Source organism: Mesorhizobium ciceri biovar biserrulae (assembly GCF_001618845.1).
Classification (GTDB): domain Bacteria; phylum Pseudomonadota; class Alphaproteobacteria; order Rhizobiales; family Rhizobiaceae; genus Mesorhizobium; species Mesorhizobium ciceri.
In genome coordinates, this window is the sequence record NZ_CP015064.1 from 4,234,693 (window position 1) to 4,251,097 (window position 16,405).

General features: G+C 63.5%; 19 protein-coding genes. 8 read left to right on the forward strand and 11 right to left on the reverse strand.

Annotated elements, in window-relative coordinates:
• Positions 1–100 precede the first annotated feature (100 nt).
• Both A4R29_RS19955 and A4R29_RS19960 read left to right on the forward strand, forming a co-directional pair.
• Positions 101–1,249 carry an amidohydrolase gene (locus tag A4R29_RS19955; protein ID WP_013530516.1) on the forward strand — a complete coding sequence of 383 codons (1,149 nt, stop codon included), beginning with the start codon at positions 101–103 and terminating at the stop codon, positions 1,247–1,249.
• A 43-nt stretch (positions 1,250–1,292) separates the two neighbouring features.
• Positions 1,293–1,766 carry a VOC family protein gene (locus tag A4R29_RS19960; protein WP_027160885.1) on the forward strand — a complete coding sequence of 158 codons (474 nt, stop codon included), beginning with the start codon at positions 1,293–1,295 and terminating at the stop codon, positions 1,764–1,766.
• A gap of 20 nt (positions 1,767–1,786) precedes the next feature.
• Here the strand turns inward: A4R29_RS19960 and A4R29_RS19965 are convergent, their stop codons facing one another.
• On the reverse strand, positions 1,787–2,788 hold the full coding sequence (locus A4R29_RS19965; RefSeq protein ID WP_063172684.1) for an NADP-dependent oxidoreductase: 1,002 nt from the start codon (positions 2,786–2,788) through the stop codon (positions 1,787–1,789).
• A gap of 65 nt (positions 2,789–2,853) precedes the next feature.
• Complete coding sequence (locus A4R29_RS19970) at positions 2,854–3,669, reverse strand: oxidoreductase (protein WP_063172685.1); 816 nt, start codon at positions 3,667–3,669, stop codon at positions 2,854–2,856.
• A gap of 103 nt (positions 3,670–3,772) precedes the next feature.
• On the opposite strand from A4R29_RS19970, the gene A4R29_RS19975 reads away from it, so the two are divergent.
• Complete coding sequence (locus A4R29_RS19975) at positions 3,773–4,342, forward strand: TetR/AcrR family transcriptional regulator (RefSeq protein WP_063168675.1); 570 nt, start codon at positions 3,773–3,775, stop codon at positions 4,340–4,342.
• Between the two features lie 118 nt (positions 4,343–4,460).
• On the opposite strand, the gene A4R29_RS19980 is transcribed toward A4R29_RS19975, so the two are convergent.
• From A4R29_RS19980 to A4R29_RS19995, 4 genes are all read right to left on the reverse strand, one after another.
• Positions 4,461–5,396 carry a sigma-70 family RNA polymerase sigma factor gene (locus A4R29_RS19980; RefSeq protein ID WP_063172686.1) on the reverse strand — a complete coding sequence of 312 codons (936 nt, stop codon included), beginning with the start codon at positions 5,394–5,396 and terminating at the stop codon, positions 4,461–4,463.
• On the reverse strand, positions 5,393–6,151 hold the full coding sequence (locus A4R29_RS19985) for an SDR family NAD(P)-dependent oxidoreductase (protein WP_063172687.1): 759 nt from the start codon (positions 6,149–6,151) through the stop codon (positions 5,393–5,395). Before A4R29_RS19985 ends, A4R29_RS19980 begins: the two co-directional genes overlap by 4 nt.
• Positions 6,152–6,396: 245 nt before the next feature.
• Positions 6,397–6,594, reverse strand: coding sequence for a hypothetical protein (locus A4R29_RS19990; RefSeq protein ID WP_013530509.1), 198 nt, complete (start codon positions 6,592–6,594; stop codon positions 6,397–6,399).
• Between the two features lie 120 nt (positions 6,595–6,714).
• Complete coding sequence (locus A4R29_RS19995; protein WP_013530508.1) at positions 6,715–6,948, reverse strand: hypothetical protein; 234 nt, start codon at positions 6,946–6,948, stop codon at positions 6,715–6,717.
• A 411-nt stretch (positions 6,949–7,359) separates the two neighbouring features.
• Here A4R29_RS19995 and A4R29_RS20000 point away from each other — a divergent pair, with 411 nt between their 5' ends.
• From A4R29_RS20000 to A4R29_RS20015, 4 genes are read left to right on the forward strand one after another with little or no spacing between them, the layout of a single operon-like run.
• On the forward strand, positions 7,360–8,364 hold the full coding sequence (locus A4R29_RS20000) for a sugar ABC transporter substrate-binding protein (RefSeq protein WP_063172688.1): 1,005 nt from the start codon (positions 7,360–7,362) through the stop codon (positions 8,362–8,364).
• On the forward strand, positions 8,361–9,362 hold the full coding sequence (locus A4R29_RS20005; protein ID WP_013530506.1) for an ABC transporter permease: 1,002 nt from the start codon (positions 8,361–8,363) through the stop codon (positions 9,360–9,362). The genes A4R29_RS20000 and A4R29_RS20005 overlap by 4 nt, the downstream gene beginning before the upstream one ends.
• Entirely contained in the window at positions 9,359–10,123 is a 765-nt protein-coding gene (locus A4R29_RS20010; protein ID WP_013530505.1) for an ATP-binding cassette domain-containing protein, read from the forward strand. The genes A4R29_RS20005 and A4R29_RS20010 overlap by 4 nt, the downstream gene beginning before the upstream one ends.
• A gap of 39 nt (positions 10,124–10,162) precedes the next feature.
• The gene (locus tag A4R29_RS20015) at positions 10,163–11,248 is read left to right on the forward strand and encodes a Gfo/Idh/MocA family protein (protein WP_063172689.1); all 1,086 of its coding nucleotides are present in this window, start codon (positions 10,163–10,165) and stop codon (positions 11,246–11,248) included.
• A 64-nt stretch (positions 11,249–11,312) separates the two neighbouring features.
• Here the strand turns inward: A4R29_RS20015 and A4R29_RS20020 are convergent, their stop codons facing one another.
• Positions 11,313–11,588 carry a hypothetical protein gene (locus A4R29_RS20020; protein WP_024503933.1) on the reverse strand — a complete coding sequence of 92 codons (276 nt, stop codon included), beginning with the start codon at positions 11,586–11,588 and terminating at the stop codon, positions 11,313–11,315.
• 143 nt (positions 11,589–11,731) lie between these two features.
• Here A4R29_RS20020 and A4R29_RS20025 point away from each other — a divergent pair, with 143 nt between their 5' ends.
• Complete coding sequence (locus tag A4R29_RS20025) at positions 11,732–13,756, forward strand: amidase (RefSeq protein WP_063172690.1); 2,025 nt, start codon at positions 11,732–11,734, stop codon at positions 13,754–13,756.
• A 10-nt stretch (positions 13,757–13,766) separates the two neighbouring features.
• On the opposite strand, the gene A4R29_RS20030 is transcribed toward A4R29_RS20025, so the two are convergent.
• The 4 genes from A4R29_RS20030 to A4R29_RS20045 form a co-directional block, all read right to left on the reverse strand.
• A complete protein-coding gene (locus A4R29_RS20030) occupies positions 13,767–14,180 on the reverse strand; it encodes a hypothetical protein (protein ID WP_063168681.1) in 414 nt (137 codons plus the stop codon).
• A gap of 95 nt (positions 14,181–14,275) precedes the next feature.
• Positions 14,276–14,620, reverse strand: coding sequence for a hypothetical protein (locus A4R29_RS20035; protein WP_063172691.1), 345 nt, complete (start codon positions 14,618–14,620; stop codon positions 14,276–14,278).
• A gap of 59 nt (positions 14,621–14,679) precedes the next feature.
• A complete protein-coding gene (locus A4R29_RS20040) occupies positions 14,680–15,327 on the reverse strand; it encodes a ThuA domain-containing protein (protein ID WP_063172692.1) in 648 nt (215 codons plus the stop codon).
• A 41-nt stretch (positions 15,328–15,368) separates the two neighbouring features.
• Positions 15,369–16,391 carry an LLM class flavin-dependent oxidoreductase gene (locus A4R29_RS20045; RefSeq protein ID WP_024503936.1) on the reverse strand — a complete coding sequence of 341 codons (1,023 nt, stop codon included), beginning with the start codon at positions 16,389–16,391 and terminating at the stop codon, positions 15,369–15,371.
• Positions 16,392–16,405: the final 14 nt, after the last annotated feature.

Sequence of the window (16,405 nt, forward strand, 5' to 3'; positions counted from 1 at the left end):
GGACTGTGGCGGGAACTGCCCTTTGTCGCTAGCAATTCATCATTGCGGCACCCCTGTGCCTGGACGTGTCGATGAAGAATGCAGCGGAGGTTGAAAAAGCATGACTCTGACCAACCGAGACATCGTCGAGTTGACGGCGTGGCGGCGCCAGCTGCACCAGTATCCGGAAATCTCGAATGAAGAGGAGAAGACGGCAAAGGAGGTCGTCGCCTTCCTCGCCGATACGGGGCCGGACAAGGTGCTGACACAGCTCGGCGGGCACGGCGTCGCGGTCACATATGACAGCGGCAAAGCAGGGCCGACGGTGCTGTTCCGTTCGGAACTCGATGCCTTGCCTATCGAAGAACTTTCAGGCGTGCCGCATGCGTCGCGCGTGCCGGGCAAGTCGCATATGTGCGGCCATGACGGACACACCGCCATCCTGGCATCCCTCGGCCGGCAGTTGGGGCGCGAGCGGCCTGCAAGCGGCCGCGTCGTGCTGATGTTCCAGCCGGCGGAGGAAACCGGCAATGGCGCAGCCGGCGTCGTTGCCGATCCCCGCTTCGGCGAGATCGCGCCGGATTTCGCTTTCTCGCTGCACAACCTGCCTGGCGTGCCGTTCGGCGAGGTGCGGCTCAAGCCCGGCGTGGTCAACTGTGCGTCACGCGGCATGCGCATCGTGCTGGAGGGCAAGACCGCCCATTCGTCCATGCCGGAGACCGGCACCTCGCCGATGCTGGCGATCAGTGAGCTGATGCCGGCGCTGCCGGCGCTCGGGCGCGGAACCTTCGCCGACGACGACTTCTCCATGCTGACCGTCACCCATGCCGCGATGGGCGAAGCCGTGTTCGGCATCGCGCCTGCTCATGCGCAGGTGTGGGCAACGCTGCGCACCCGGCGTGACGAGCGCATGGCGAACCTTTGCGCTGCTGCCGAAGCACTGGTCGCCAGGATCGCCGGCGAGCATCGCCTTACCGCCCGCTGGGACTATCACGAGATCTTCGTCGCCAGCGTCAACGCGCCGGACGCGGTGGAGCATCTGCGGCGCGCGCTCGATGAAGAGGGCGTATCGCACGGCGAAGAGGCCCTGCCGATGCGCGCCTCGGAAGATTTCGGCCTGTTCGGCCATAGTGCCAAGTCGGCGATGTTCTTCCTCGGTGCGGGCGAGCGGCACCCCGCCTTGCACAATCCCGACTATGACTTTCCCGACGACCTGATCCCGATCGGGTCGAGGATCTTCATGCGCACGGCACGCAATCTCCTGGGCTGACCTCCGCCAACTCCAACGCCGAAAGGAACATGCAATGCCAAAGATACCGAAGAACACGATTTGCCTTTGGTTCGACAAGGACGCCGAGGCTGCGGCGCGCTTCTACGCAGAGACCTTTCCCGACACCAGCGTGGGCGCCGTTCACCGTGCGCCGAGCGACTTTCCGTCCGGCAAGAAAGGCGACGTGTTGACGGTCGAATTTACCGTCGCCGGCATTCCCTGCATCGGATTGAACGGCGGCTCCACATTCAAGCAGAACGAGGCCTTCTCGTTCCAGATCGCCACCGACGATCAGCAGGAAACCGACCGCTACTGGAATGCCATCGTCGGCAATGGCGGCCAGGAGAGCGTGTGCGGCTGGTGCAAGGACAAATGGGGCGTGTCTTGGCAAATCACGCCGCGCACGCTGACCGAGGCCATGGCGGCCGGCGGCGAGGAAGCCAAACGCGCCTTTGATGCGATGATGGAGATGACAAAGATCGACGTCGCGGCGATCGACGCAGCCCGGCGCGGCTGACCTCGATCGGGGCTGAGTTGCTATCTGACCTTGATGACGACCTTGCCCTTGGCGCGTCCTGTTTCGACATAGGCCAGCGCCTCATTGGTCGCCTCGAAGGGAAATATCCGGTCGACGACCGGGCGGATCGCGCCGGATTCGATGAGCGATGCGATCTTGCTCAGCTGCTCGCCCTGCGCCCACATGAAAAGGAACGAGAACGTCACGCCACGGCGCTTGGCTTTCGCTCGAATACCGCGGCTCAGCAGGCGAAGCACCAGCCTCAGCACCACGTTCAGTCCCTTTTCCCTGGCAAATTCCGGATCCGGTGGGCCGGAGATGGAGATGAGCTTGCCACCCGGTTTCAGCACATTCAGTGATTTTTCAAGTGTCTTGGCGTCCTGGCTGTTCAAGACGACGTCGTAGCCCGAAAGGACTTTCTCGAAATCGTCTTTCCTGTAGTCGACGACGATATCGGCGCCGAGCCCCTTGACCAGACCGGCACTCGCCGCGCTGGCGGTGGTCGCAATGGTCGCGCCGAGATGCTTTGCCAGTTGGATGGCGAATGTCCCCACGCCGCCGGAACCGGCTTGAATGAAGACCTTCTGTCCCTTCTTCAGCTTGGCCCTTTCGACGAGCGCCTGCCAGGCGGTCAGGCCGACCAGCGGGATCGAGGCCGCCTCCTCCATGCTGAGGTTCCCGGGTTTCAGGGCCACGTCGGCTTCATCCATGGCTATGAACTCGGCGAACGTCCCGATCCGGCCATCGCGCGGCCGCGCATAGACGTCGTCGCCGAGTTTGAATTTGCGGACTTTCGATCCCACGCGCACAACCCTCCCGGCCACGTCGTGACCCAGGATAAAGGGCCGGCGATAGGGCAGGATCAGCTTGAACTCTCCGGTTTTGACCTTGGAATCGAGCAGGTTCACCGCCGCTGCGTGGACCTCGACCAGGACATCGCTGTCCCCGAGTTTCGGCTCCGGCATTTTGGCTAGCCGCAGAGTGCCGTTCTTGCTGTACTTGTCGACGACGAATGCCTTCATGGCAGTGACTTTCTGAGAGTGATTTTGGTGTGTCGCATGTGCGTGAAATCCTCTGCTCGCTGCGTTCAAACGGGCAGGCGGAATTGTTTCCGCAGGCTCTTGTCGAATATCCCCGCGGGAGCAAAGCGACGCAGCAGGCTGACCTGGCGCGCAGCCTTGCCGGCGGTGTAGCGCCGTTGCGGACGGGCATCGGTCGCTGCCTTGACGACCACTTGCGCCACCATTTCCGGCCGGTCGGCGACAGGCATCACGTCGCGAAGCAGCGCTTCCAGCGTAGCGCGGGCCTGATCGTATTCCTGCAACGGCGAATCCCGCTGGATCCCGTTCTGGTCGAAGACAGTACGAACGAATGCCGGCTCGATGACCGAAACGCGGATGTTGAAGGCGCGAACCTCGTGGTCGAGCGATTCCGAATAGCCCTCGAGCGCGTGCTTGACCGCCGAATAATGCGCTGAATACGGCGCCGGCACCAGTCCCAGCACAGAGCCGATATTGATGATGCGCCCCTCGCCACGCTGCCGCATCGACGGCAGCACCGCATTGGTCATGCGGATGACGCCGAACAGATTGACGTCGAACAGAGCCTGCACCTGGGCAATCGAGAATTCCTCGGCGCCTCCAAGCTGGCCGACCCCGGCATTGTTGACCAAGAGGTCGATCCGGCCGGTCTGCGAGAGCACCGTCGAAACGAGTGCGGCAACGGCCTCACTGTCGGTCACGTCGCAGATCAGCATGGTCACCCCGTCCGGATCGTTGCCGGCCTTGCGCCGGCTGGTTCCGAAGACGGTGAACCCGGCCCGCGCAAGGGCTTCGGCACTGGCGCGGCCGATGCCCGAAGAGGCTCCGGTCACAACAGCGGTTTTTCCGGCATTCGTTTTCATTTCGTGCTCCAAACTCATGGGGGCTAGCTTTTTTGCATCTGTTAAATTACAGTCGTAATATCAGATTATGATCATAATGCAATAGCAGAAAGGAATAGCAGCCATGCGCTACGAAAAGGGCAGGAAGGACGCCTCGCGCGGCCGGATCCTGGAGGTCGCCGCGGAACGCTTTCGGAAAAACGGCATAGCGGCGTCCGGACTGGCAACCATCATGGGCGACGCCGGGCTGACGAACGGGGCTTTCTATCCCCACTTTCAATCAAAGGCGGCGCTTGTCCGTGAAACGGTCGCTGCAGCTCTCGAGGATCAATCCGACGAGATACGGCAAGCATTGGCCTCCGGCGGCTTGGCAATGGCCATAGACACATATCTGTCTGCGGCGCATCGGGATAATCCCGGGAAGGGCTGCGCCTCTGCCGCCTTGCTGGCGGAAATCGCCCGCGAGCCACCCGAAACGCGTCAGCTTTATACCGAGCGTTTGCTGACCCAGGTGCGCCAGGTGTCGGTAGAGCTGCCGCCGCAAACTCCTGATCCGGAGGGCGTTGCGTTCGCTATCTTTGCGACCCTCATTGGCACGCTTCAACTGGCCCGTGCCGTGGAGGGAACGGAATTGTCGGATCGTATCCTTGCGGCAGGGAAAGCTGCGGCGCGCGCGCTGATCGAGCAGAGTTAAGGGCGTACCACGCGTGGGCACGTCAAAGTCATTCTCATGCGGTATGACGCCCAGCCCCGCATCGGCCCCTTGGCAGGAACAGCACCGCCCGTATGATGGTCAGATGCGCGCCCGCTCTTCAGTGCCCGGTGCCGCGACCGAAGGACCTGGCGTCCTTGGCCAGCACCAGCTCGGCATCGTCGGTAACATAGCTGACATAGCGATAGTCGCGGATGAAGCTGATCTGACCTTCCCGCCACTCCAGCCACATGAAATGATGCGGTTTCTGGTCGGCATGGTTTTCGAACACAGCGATCACCTCGCGGCCGTCGAGCCAGGCCGGCGTCAGCCACACGCGGTCGCTTTTGGCGTAGATCGTGAAGAACATGCCGACCTCCGCCGCACCCGAGCGCGGCGCATGCAGGGACTGATGAAGCCTGACGTCGTCGGCAAGCAGGGCGCGCAAGCCGTCCCAATCGCGCTGGTTGAACAGGGTCGCATAACGGACCACGGCGGCCGACGCGATACGCGCATCGGGAGCCGAGCTGGCCTGCGCACTGACTTCCCTAAGCCGGGCGCGGCCGCGCGCCAAGTGCCCTTTCACCGCATCGACCGTGATGCCGAGCAAAGCAGCGATCTCGGCCAGCGGCTCGTCGAGCACATCTCTGAGGATGACGACGCTGCGCTGGAGCAGCGGAAGCTCCGCGAAGCGCGACACTGCGGTCTGTATAGCTTGCCTGCGCATCAGCGTCTCCACCGGGTCGGCTTTGGTGTCGTCGGCAATTTCAAGCGCCGCCTCGATAGGCTCCGCCGCGCGGATCGCGCGGCTGCGCAGCAGGTCAAGCGCACGGTTGTGGGCGACGCGGAACAGCCAGGGCCTGAGCTGCGGCACCTCGCCCAGCTCATTCAGCGCAACGAAGGCCCGCGCAAACGTGTCCTGCACGACATCCTCGCCGTCGATGACCGAGCCCATCAGGCGCGCGCAATAGCGGTGCAGCTCTGGCCGCATCGCGGCGGCAAGGGCAAGCAGCCCTTCCCGTCGGTCGCGGTCCACGGCAGGATCTCGTTCGCTCAAGCCGCAGCCCCCTCCATCACGGTTACGCCCGCGTCGCCATTGAGGCCGAAGACGATGCCCTCCGCATATTGCGGGTCTTCCAGCACGGAAACCACCCTGTCGCCGAAGGTCCGGGGCGGCATCGGCGCACCGAAGCGGGTGACGAATTGTTCGGGCGTGATGCCCATGGATCCGGAATAGGCGCCGGCCGCCGCATCGCCTGTTCCGGTGCCGAGGATCATCTGCCGCGGCACGATCGCCTGAAAGCGGATGCCGAGCTTCTTCTCCAGCGAAACGCCATTGGCGTACTTCGCCATGAACCACAGCATGCGCTTGGCGCCGCCATAGCCCCCCGACAACTGCGACCCGGTGACGGCGGCACCGCTCGATCCCACCAGAACACGGCTGCCCGGCTTGAGCGGCAGGTTGAGCGCCGCCTGCAGCCAGTATAGCCCGGCCTTGACGTCGGTTTCCCAGGCGATTGAAAAATCTTCCCAGCTCAGTTGGTCCAACCGGCGCATCCGGGGCGTGGCACCAGCATTCAGGACCACGACGTCAGGACGAACCTCGCTAAGAATGCGATAGGCCGCGCCCTCCTCCGCAACGTCGGCGCGGATAGTGGCGACTCCAAGCCGCGCACCGACCGCATCCAGCGCCTCGACGCCACGGGCAACGACGGTCACGCTGGCGCCCTGTTCGACCAGCGCCTCGACCAATCCGAGGCCAAGCCCACGGCTGCCACCGGTGACCACGATTTTTTTATTCCTGAGGCTCATCGACCCTGCTCCTTAGCTTCACTGTAGCTAAGACGTTTGAGGGTCGGAAAAAGAGCCAAGGTTTGGCGAGGCGCGCTGTCGCGGCGACGATCCGCGACATGCCGGCAATGCTGGCGATCGGGCGGAAAGCTGCCTGTCCGCTTTCGGCCTAAAATGCGATGCCCGATATTGGACGCAGTAAGGTTAGAGGCTGCCGGCGATGAAAGCGCTGCCGGTCCATGCTGCGGCATCCCAGCCGGATATGTTCAGAAGTCGAGAGCGACCATCATGCCGCGGACTTCGGCCATTTCCAGCAGCAGGTCTTGGAGTCTTTCGTCCAGTGCGGCACCGGTCAGCGCCAGAAGCTCGGTGACGCTCTCTCTCATCGATATGACGGCGGCGCCTGTCTTCTCGGCGAGCAGCCGTCCGATGGCAGCTCGGATCAGGTCGTCCTGATCAGACATTGCTTCACCTCCCAACGCACTGCAACCTCCCCTTGCTTTCCATGCCTCACCGCCGCTTTCGACAACAGGACGTGATTTCCCATACCGTATGATTTTTGATGCGACATCGGGCAGCTTTGCTCATGCCAGCAGATCGTCTCGATGAGCCCGCCAGTCGTTCAACACCGACAATGAGGGCAGGAGCGAAAAATGGCCGGGCTGGACCGTTTCAACCGCCGCAAGCAGTGCCAGAGGCACTTCGTGCCGATAAAGCCCAATGCACACGCCCCCTTTGGCCGTTGCCGGCAATTCCGTGACGGTGTCGAAAATCGAAAACGTACCCGTTGGCTCTTCCACGATTTCGAAACGCCCCACCCCAAACCTCCCTCTGCACAAAAGTAGCGACCAACGCGGACATCCCCCTAGTGGTTCCCTAGGCCGGCAGTTTTTTTCGCGCCTTGGTTGTAGCGCATGCCGGCAGGACAGTCATGCCCGCAGGGCGCGCAATCAAAAATCGCTACGCACATTTTAAATCTTGACGCGTGTCAATTTTTTATAAAACATGCGCAAATGCCGGCATGGCATCGGCCGGCGCTCTGGGAGGAGCAATGCCTGACATCGAAAAGCGCCCGAACCGGGCCTGCAGTCCGCACATCCGCAGGCTGGCAGCAGTCCGTTGGCGGATCGTCGCGCCAGGGGCCGGGGTCGCTTGCGCGCCGTCGGACATTGCAGTCGCCGGACGGCGACATTGATGCAGCCCATAAACAATCAGGAGGAGGAAAAACCATGCGCATGTTCAATTGCCTGAAACTCGGCACGAGCCTGCTTGGCGCCGGCATGCTTGCAACCATCGTCTCGGCACCCGCCCAGGCCGAGGATACGGCGAAAGTCGCGGCCATCGTCAAAGGCCTCGACAATCCATTCTTCCAGACCATGCAGAAGGGCATCGAGGAGCAGGCCAAGGCCAACGGCGTCAGTGTCAGCGTCCAAGCCGCCGCCAACATGGATGACGCCACCGGCCAGGCCGACCGCCTGACCGCCATGGCCATGCAGGATTTCGATTGCTACCTGGTCAACCCGATCAGCGTCTCCAACCTCGTCCAGGCGCTGGTGCCGGTCGCCCAAAAGAAGAAGCCGATCGTCAACATCGACTCGACCATCGACCCCGAGCAGGCCAAGGCCGCCGGCTTTGCCGTCTCGACCTATATCGGCACCGACAACGTCGCCGCAGGCGTGCTGGCCGGCGAAGAGATGCTGAAGCTGGTGCCTAAGGGTTCCAAGGTCGCGCTGGTCGCCGGCATCGTCGGCGATGTCGGCTCCAACGCCCGCATCAAGGGCTTCAGGCAGGCCGTCGAAGGCAAGCTCGAAATCGTGGTGATGGTCAGCGCTGACTGGGATCGCGAAAAGGCGTTGACCGCCGCCACCGATATCCTCGCCGCCCATCCGGACCTCGCCGGCTTCTTCGCCGCCAACGACATCATGGCCCTTGGCGTCGAGCGCGCCGTGCGGACGTCGGGCAAGGACGTCAAGGTGATCGGCCTAGACGGCATTGTCGATGCGCTGAAGTCGATCGCATCAGGCGAACTCACCGCCACCGTCGCCCAATACCCCTATGTCGTCGGCGCCATGGGCGTCGAAGCCTGTGCGGTCGCGGCCAAGGGCAAGGAACTGCCGGCCAACGTGCCGGCACCTGTGCTGTTGATCAACAAGGACAATGCCGAAGCGTCGCTAAAGAATTTTCCGCGTCCCGGCGGCGACTATCCCGATCCCTTCCGCGAGATGCTGAAGTGAGCACACCTGCAGACAACGCACCCGCCGCCCATTCGGCGGGTGCGGAGGAGAGCCGTCCCTCCCTGGCGGCTCTCCTCCTCGATCCCTCCTTCTGGGCCGACTGGGCATCCGTCGTCGGCCTGGTCGGCCTCGTCATCGTCTTCGGCATCGCCCAGCCGGTCTTTCTCAGCGTCGCCAATCTGCAGGCGCTGCTGCTGGCGGCTGCGATCCTGGTCGTGCTGTCGATCGGCCAGACCTTCGTCATCGCCACCTCGGGCATCGATCTGTCGTTGGCGGCAGCCGTCATGCTCGGCGCCATCATCCTCGGCCTCGTCAATGCCGCCGGCTACGGCATCTTCATCGCCTGCGTGCTCGCGGTTCTCGCCACCAGCGCGGTGGGCTTCCTCAACGGGCTGATCATTACGGCAGGCAAAATCCCCGATTTCGTGGTGACGCTCGGCACGCTGTCGGGCATCACTGGCCTTGGCCTCATCCTGTCGGGCGGTGAACCGACCATGGTCGGCTCGACCTTCCTGCTCAGGCTCGCTTCCGGCTCGTTCGGACCGTTCGGCTATCCCGTATGGGTGGCGATCGCAGCCGTCATCGTCGCCCATATCGCGCTCTACCACACGCGTTTCGGCGTGCATCTGCTTGCCACCGGGGGCCAGGCCGAAAGTGCCGGCGCGCTCGGCATCCGCACCAACCGGGTCAAGATCGCCGCCTATACGATTTCCGGTCTCTGCGCCGGCGTCGCGGCCATTCTCCTGGTCGCCCGCATCGGCTCGGCCGAACCGCAGATCAACACCAGCCTGCTCTTGAATTCGGTGGCGGCGGTGGTGCTGGGCGGCGTCAGCCTGTTCGGCGGCCGCGCCAGCATTCTTGGGCCCGCCATCGGCGCGCTGATGCTCACGGCACTCGTCAATGGCCTGACCTTGCTCAATGTGTCGGCTTTCTACCAACCGCTTGCCGTGGGAGCCATCGTGGTGCTGGCGGCGCTGATCATGCGGTATCAGAAATGAGCGCTCCCCATCACATCCCCGCCGCTGAGGCGATCATCGCCTGCGAAGGGCTGAGCAAGCATTTCGGCGGCATCCGCGCCTTCACCGACGTCGCCTTCCAGGCCCGCCGCGGCGAGGTCACCGCCGTGATCGGCGACAATGGCGCCGGCAAGTCGACGCTGGTCCGCAGCCTGGTCGGCGTGCATCAGCCCGACGCCGGCGATCTGTTCTTCGACGGCCAGGCGCGGCCCTTCGCCAATCCCGACGAGGCGCGCAAGGCCGGCATCGAGACCGTGCACCAGAACCTGGCGCTGATCGACGAACTGACGGTCGCACAGAACCTGTTCCTCAACCGCGAGATCGTGCGCCGCATCGGTCCCTTCGCTTTCCTCGACCGCAAGGCGATGAAACGCGAGGCCCGTTCCATGCTGTCGCGCCTGTCGATCAACGTGCCGTCGATCAACCAGCGTGTGCGGCGCCTGTCGGGCGGCCAGCGGCAGGCGATCTCGATCTGCCGCGCTGTCGGCTCCGGCGCCAAGCTGGTGGTGATGGACGAACCGACGGCGGCGCTCGGCGTGCAGGAGACGGCCAATGTCGAGGCGCTGATCCGGCGCCTGCGCGAGCAGTCGGTCTCAGTCATCCTGGTCAGCCACAATTTCGATCAGGTCCGCCGCCTGTCCGACCAGATCTGGGTGATGCGGGCGGGAAAGATGGCGGCGACCGTGCGCGCCTCGGAGACATCAGGCAACGAGCTCGTCGCGCTGGTCACCGGCGCGGCATAGTCCTGCAGCATCAGACTTGAAATCAAAGGGAGTTTGCCGGTGGCACCAATTCGTGTCGGACTTATAGGTCTTGGAGAGGTCGCCCAGTCGATCCATCTGCCGGTGCTGAGCGATCAGCGCGAGCGCTGGGTGATCGCGGGCGTGTACGACGTGTCGCCCAGCCTGGTGGCGCTGTGCACCTCGCAACACCCGACGGCAAGAACCTTCGAGACGGCCGAGGCGCTAATAGCGTCACCCGACATCGACGCGGTGTTCGTGCTGTCATCCGACGACACCCACAGCCGCTTCGTGCACGCGGCGATTGCCGCCAACAAGCACATCCTGCTGGAAAAGCCCGCCTGTCTGACGGTGCGCGAGATCGACGATCTGCTGGCGCTGATGCCGGGCTACGACAAGATCCTGTTCGTCGGCTATATGCGCCGCTACGCGCCGGCATATCTGGCCGCCAGGGACGAGCTGCCGGCCTTCGCCGACATCACCCATGTCCGCATCTTCGACCTGATCTCGGAGGGCCGGCATTTCCTCAAGAAGAGCCAGAACGTCCTCTATCCCAACGAGATAGACCCGGCCCTGCTGGCGCGTGGCGCCAAGGAGCGCGACGCGCTGATCCGCGAAGTCGTCGGTGCCGACGCGCCGGCCGACCTGGTGCGCGCCTATCGCGGGCTGACGGCGCTTTCCTCGCACCACATTTCGGCGATGCGCGGGCTGATCGGCGAGCCGGCGCGCGTGCTGGCCGCGCACCGCACCAATGGCGGCGCCAACACATCGGTCACCTTCGACTATGGCCATTTCGCTTGTCTCTACGACGCGGTGGTCGACGATCTCGGCCTGTTCGACGCAATGATCGAGGTGCGCTCCAACACCAGGCGCGTGCGCATCATCTACGACACGCCCTATATCCGCAGCCTGCCGACGCGGCTGGAGGTCACCGATGCCGGCCCGCTCGGCCCGGTGACGAAAGCCTTCGGCCCTCTCTACGGCGATGCTTTCTCGAATGAACTCGAGATTTTCCACCGCCACATCGCCGAAGGAACAAAGCCGCTGACCGACCTCGCCGATTCCCGCCACGACCTGGCGCTGATGGCCGAAATCATCGAGCGTATGAAGGAGAGCGGCCAGCGTTGAGGCGCTCCCTACTGCCCTACTGCCCTACTGCCCTACTGCCCTACTGCCCTACTGCCCTACTGCCTTATTTCCCGCAGTGATGATCGTTGATCTTGTTCAATGCATTCGCGTCGGGTCCAACGCGATGGTAGGAGCACGCGCCAGCCGCCGTCGTCACCAACTGCTGATCGTAGTAGTGCGGGCCGCCGAACAGGATATCGATGAGATCGCCTTCGGCGGGAACGTAGCGTTCGGAGTGGACCCGGCGGTCGTAATGCCGGTCGCCAGCCAAGGCCGGGGCGCAAAGACTCGCGCCCGTAGCAACCGCGAGAGCTAGGATCGCAACGCATTTCGTGGTCATCGGCACACCCTTCTGGCCATTCCGGAATCGCACCATACATCCAAAACCGCCAGCCGGACAAAAGTTCCGAGAAGACCGCGATAGGCTCTTGCCGAAGCCTGCGGCCTCGCTCATCCATGGTGCGTGGAAATGTGGGATCCGTGATGACCGACGCCAGCCTTCACCTCGTCGAAGCGACGATCGACCAACTGCGCCGCGCGCTCGATCACGGCACCGTCACCAGCGTCGAACTGGTCGGGGCGTATCTCAGGCGCATCGCGCATTTCGACCGGCACGGCATCAGCCTCAATGCCGTCCCAGTGCTCAACCCTGACATGTTTGAGCAGGCGGCGGCCTCCGACCAGCGGCGCCGCAACGGCGCCGTGCTCGGACCGCTCGACGGCATCCCCTACACCGCCAAGGACAGCTACAAGGTTGCAGGCCTGACGGTGGCCGCCGGCTCGCCGGCCTTCGAGCATCTCATTGCCAATGAGGATGCCTTCACCATAGCCCGGCTGCGCGCCGGCGGTGCGGTGCTGATCGGGCTGACCAACATGCCGCCAATGGCCAATGGCGGCATGCAGCGCGGCGTCTATGGCCGCGCCGAAAGTCCGTACAATGGCGATTATCTCACCGCCGCCTTCGCATCGGGTTCGTCCAATGGCTCCGGCACGGCGACAGCGGCCAGCTTCTGCGCCTTCGGGCTTGGCGAGGAAACCTGGTCGTCCGGCCGCGCGCCGGCCACCAACAATGCGCTGGTCGCCTACACGCCGTCGCGCGGCGTCATTTCGGTGCGCGGCAACTGGCCACTGGTGCCGACCATGGATGTCGTCGTGCCGCATGCGCGCAGCGTGCCCGACATGCTCGAACTGCTCGACGTGATCGTCGCCGACGATCCCGAGACACGAGGCGATTTCTGGCGCGCGCAGCCCTGGGTCAAGCTGCCGAAAAGCTCCGATGTGCGGCCGCCCCGCTATACCGATCTCGCACTGGCGGGGTCGTTGAAAGGCAAGCGGCTCGGCGTGCCCAGAATGTATATCGGCCGCGACAGCGAGGCCGATGCGCCGATCGAAACCCGCGCCTCGGTGCTTGCCCTGTGGGAGCAGGCAGCGGCCGATCTCAAGCGGCTTGGCGCCGAGGTGATCGAGGTCGATTTCCCCGTCGTCTCCAACTACGAACGCGACCGCCCCGGCGCGCGCACCATGGTCGAGCGCGGGCTGGTGCCGCAGGACTTCGCCGAGCGCGAACTCTGGGATCTCAGCATCTGGGGCTGGGACGACTTTTTGCGCGCCAATGCCGACCCGGCCGTGCCCGATCTCGTCTCCGTCGACGGCCCAAAGATCTTCCCGCAGCCGCCCGGCACGCTGCCCGACCGCTATGAGGGCGGCTTCGATCTGAGAGAATATGTGGAACGGGCGCGGTCCGGCGTCACGCCGTTCGCAGACATTCCAACGCTGGAAGACGGACTGAAGGGCCTCGAAGCAACAAGGCGGATCGATTTCGAGGACTGGCTGGACGCCCATGGCATCGACGCCGTGGTGCTGCCCGCCGCCGCCGATGTCGGACCGGCCGATGCAGACATCGACCAGGCGTCCGCCGTCCTTGCCTGGCGCAATGGCACCTGGGTCGCCAACGGCAATCTGGTCTGGCGCCATTTCGGCATCCCGACCGTCACCGTGCCGATGGGAACCATGGCCGATATCGGCATGCCGGTCGGCCTGACCTTCGCCGGTAAGGCCTATGACGACGAAAGGCTGCTGCGCATGGCCGGCGACTACGAACAGTCGACCCGGCGCCGCACCCTGCCCCCACGCACGCCGGAACTGACTGAAGATGTATTTTCCCGCCGGCCCACGCAAACCGGTAACGGCAAGGCACCTCCGCTCGTCATCGCGCTTGCCGCCGAGACGCGCACGACCGGCGATCAGGACGAGATCACCATCACCCTCGACCTGCCGATCGACGCCGAGGCGGAAAACGCCAGCGTCAAGGTGCATGTCAACGGCGAGCCTGTCGCCATGCAGCGAAGCGGAGCGCGCTGCTGTGGACAGGCATTGGTTCCGGCCGCAGAGCACCAGCGGTTCCACAGCGTCTGGCGTGGCTCGTATGGCTCGATCGTGACGGCTATTGTGCGGCTGGAGGATGGGCGCAGCGCCGGCGCCTATCTGGTTACGGGCGGGATTGGATGAACGCCAGCAGCTAGGAAGGCAGCGAAGTCAGCCATTCTTCCCAAAATTCCTGCTGCATATGGACGAAAACCGGAACCACGTCGACGCCATCATCAAATATGTCGACCAGATCGCTCTCTTGCGGAAATTGCCCCGTCTTCACCTTGCAGGCTATCAATCCGCGACTTTTCTCCATCACGGTATTTTCCGGATAAACATTGGCGCTTGCTCCGTAACAGAAGGGTAGCAGGCCATCGACTTCGAGTGCCTGACGGATTTGGAACAGAGCCTCGAAAAAGTCTTCCTCTTCTGCCTCGATCACCTTGTCCCGATAACTGCATTTCAGATTGCAGGCAGCGCCGTTCACGTGCAGCGTGAACACGGCTTGCTCGTCGTCACCAACGGAACCTGCTCCGATCAGAAAAACAGTACGCTGATGGTCCATCTCATCCCCCTCGCCATGTGACGGGATGGTAGTACGACAACGGCCACTTTTCCAGCATGGCAGGGATTGGGACGCGGCCGCACTCCCTGCCGTCGTCATCCGCTGGCCGGGCGTCCCGCCGCAAAGGCAAGGTCCCGCCGAATGGCGTCCAATTTGTCTTGCGACAGACCGGCAAGCAGCTTTTCATCGAGGTAGCCTGCTCGGATGAGATGAGTGAAGACATAAAGGAGCTGCGAATAGCGGTAGTCGAACGTCCGATCGATATCCCGCCGCTGTTCACGCAAATAGGCTTCCAGCTCCCACATCTGGGAGGGAGCCGTCACCGCACTGGCCTTGCTCTTGAATTCGGCCATCGTCTTTGCGAGGGCCGCCTCAAGAGCCTTATCGAAGGCGTGGCGGGCGAGCTTCTTTTCGGAAGCGGACCAACTGAAATCGTTCATTGGATATCTCCGTAGATGTCCTGTGAATTCCACCAGATTTTCACGAACTTCGCCTGCTTCTACCCCCGCGCCGCCCAAAGCAAACCCCGCTCCACCATCAGCGCCATTTCCGGCACCGCGAACTCATCCGCCGTGTGACCAAGGGAACTGTAGAAAACCTTCCCCGCCCCATAGCGCCGTTTCCAGACGACCGGCATGACGACGCCGCCTATCCCCGGAAAATGCGCGTCGGTGAAGGTGGTGGTCGCCAGCACCTCATTGCTTGGGTCGACATGCATGTAATATTGCTCCGATCGGTAGGCGAAATCGCTGATGCCTTTTGTGATCGGGTCCTCCGGCCGGGTGATGGCGACGTGATAGTCGATGATGTTGCCGGGATGCGCCACCCATTGGCCGCCGGTCATGAACTGATAGTCGGGCTCATTGCGGAAACTGTCGCCCATCGTCCCGTGGAAACCGCCGAGCCCGCTTCCCCCGCGAACCGCAAGCGTCAGGTTCTGCAACTCGGCCTTTTCGATCGTCGACATCGTGATGACAGGCACGATGAGATCGAAGGAAGCAAGCTCCGGACCGGCGAACATCGCGGTGCCTTCGCCGAGCGCGACGTCGAAGCCGTTTCGCTCAAGCAAGGTGCGAACGAGCTTCGCGCTCTGCTCCGGCGTATGGCCCTCCCAGCCGCCCCAGGCGATCAAGGCCTTCTTTGGCATTGTGTACCTCCCTGGAAAACTCGGCCCTGATCGATCCGGCGTCAGCGCCAGCCCAGCGCTGGAGCGACATGGGTCAGGATCGCCTCGATGACATGCGCATTGTAGTCGACGCCGAGCTGGTTCGGAACGGTGAGCAGCAGCGTATCGGCTTCGGCGATCGCCTCGTCCTGCGCCAATTCCTTGATCAGCACATCCGGCTCGGCCGCGTAGCTGCGCCCGAAAATCGCCTTGGTGTTCTCCTCGATGAAGCCGATCTGGTCGCGGCTCTCATTGCCGCGGCCGAAATAGGCGCGGTCGCGATCGTCGACCAGCGCGAAGATGCTGCGGCTGACCGAGACGCGCGGCTCGCGCTTGTGGCCGGCTGCCTTCCAGGCCTCGCGATAGATGCGGATCTGCTCGGCCTGCTGGATGTGGAACGGCTTGCCGCTCTCGTCGAATTTGAGTGTCGAGCTCTGCAGGTTCATGCCGAGCTTGGCTGCCCATTCCGACGTGGCGTTGGTAGCCGCACCCCACCAGATCCGCTCGCGCAGACCCTCCGAATGCGGCTCGAGGCGCAAGAGGCCGGGCGGATTGGGGAACATCGGCCGCGGATTGGGTTGGGCGAACCCCTCGCCCCGCAGCGTCTCGAGGAAGACCTCGGCATGATGCCGCGCCATGTCGGCGTCGCTTTTGCCTTCCGGCGGCGCGTAACCGAAATGGCGCCAGCCATCGATCACCTGCTCGGGCGAGCCACGGCTGATGCCGAGCTGCAGGCGCCCGCCGGCGATGATGTCGGCAGCACCGGCATCCTCGGCCATGTAGAGCGGATTCTCGTAGCGCATGTCGATGACCGCGGTGCCGATCTCGATACGGCTGGTCTTGGCGCCGACCGCCGCCAGCAGCGGGAACGGCGAAGCGAGCTGGCGGGCGAAATGATGCACGCGGTAATAGGCGCCATCCGCGCCCAGTTGCTCGGCGGCGACGGCGAGGTCGATGGATTGCAAAAGCGCGTCCGAAGCCGAGCGCACTTGCGATTGCGACGAGGGCGTCCAGTGCCCGAACGACAGGAAACCGATTTTCTTCATAGTCATGCGATATA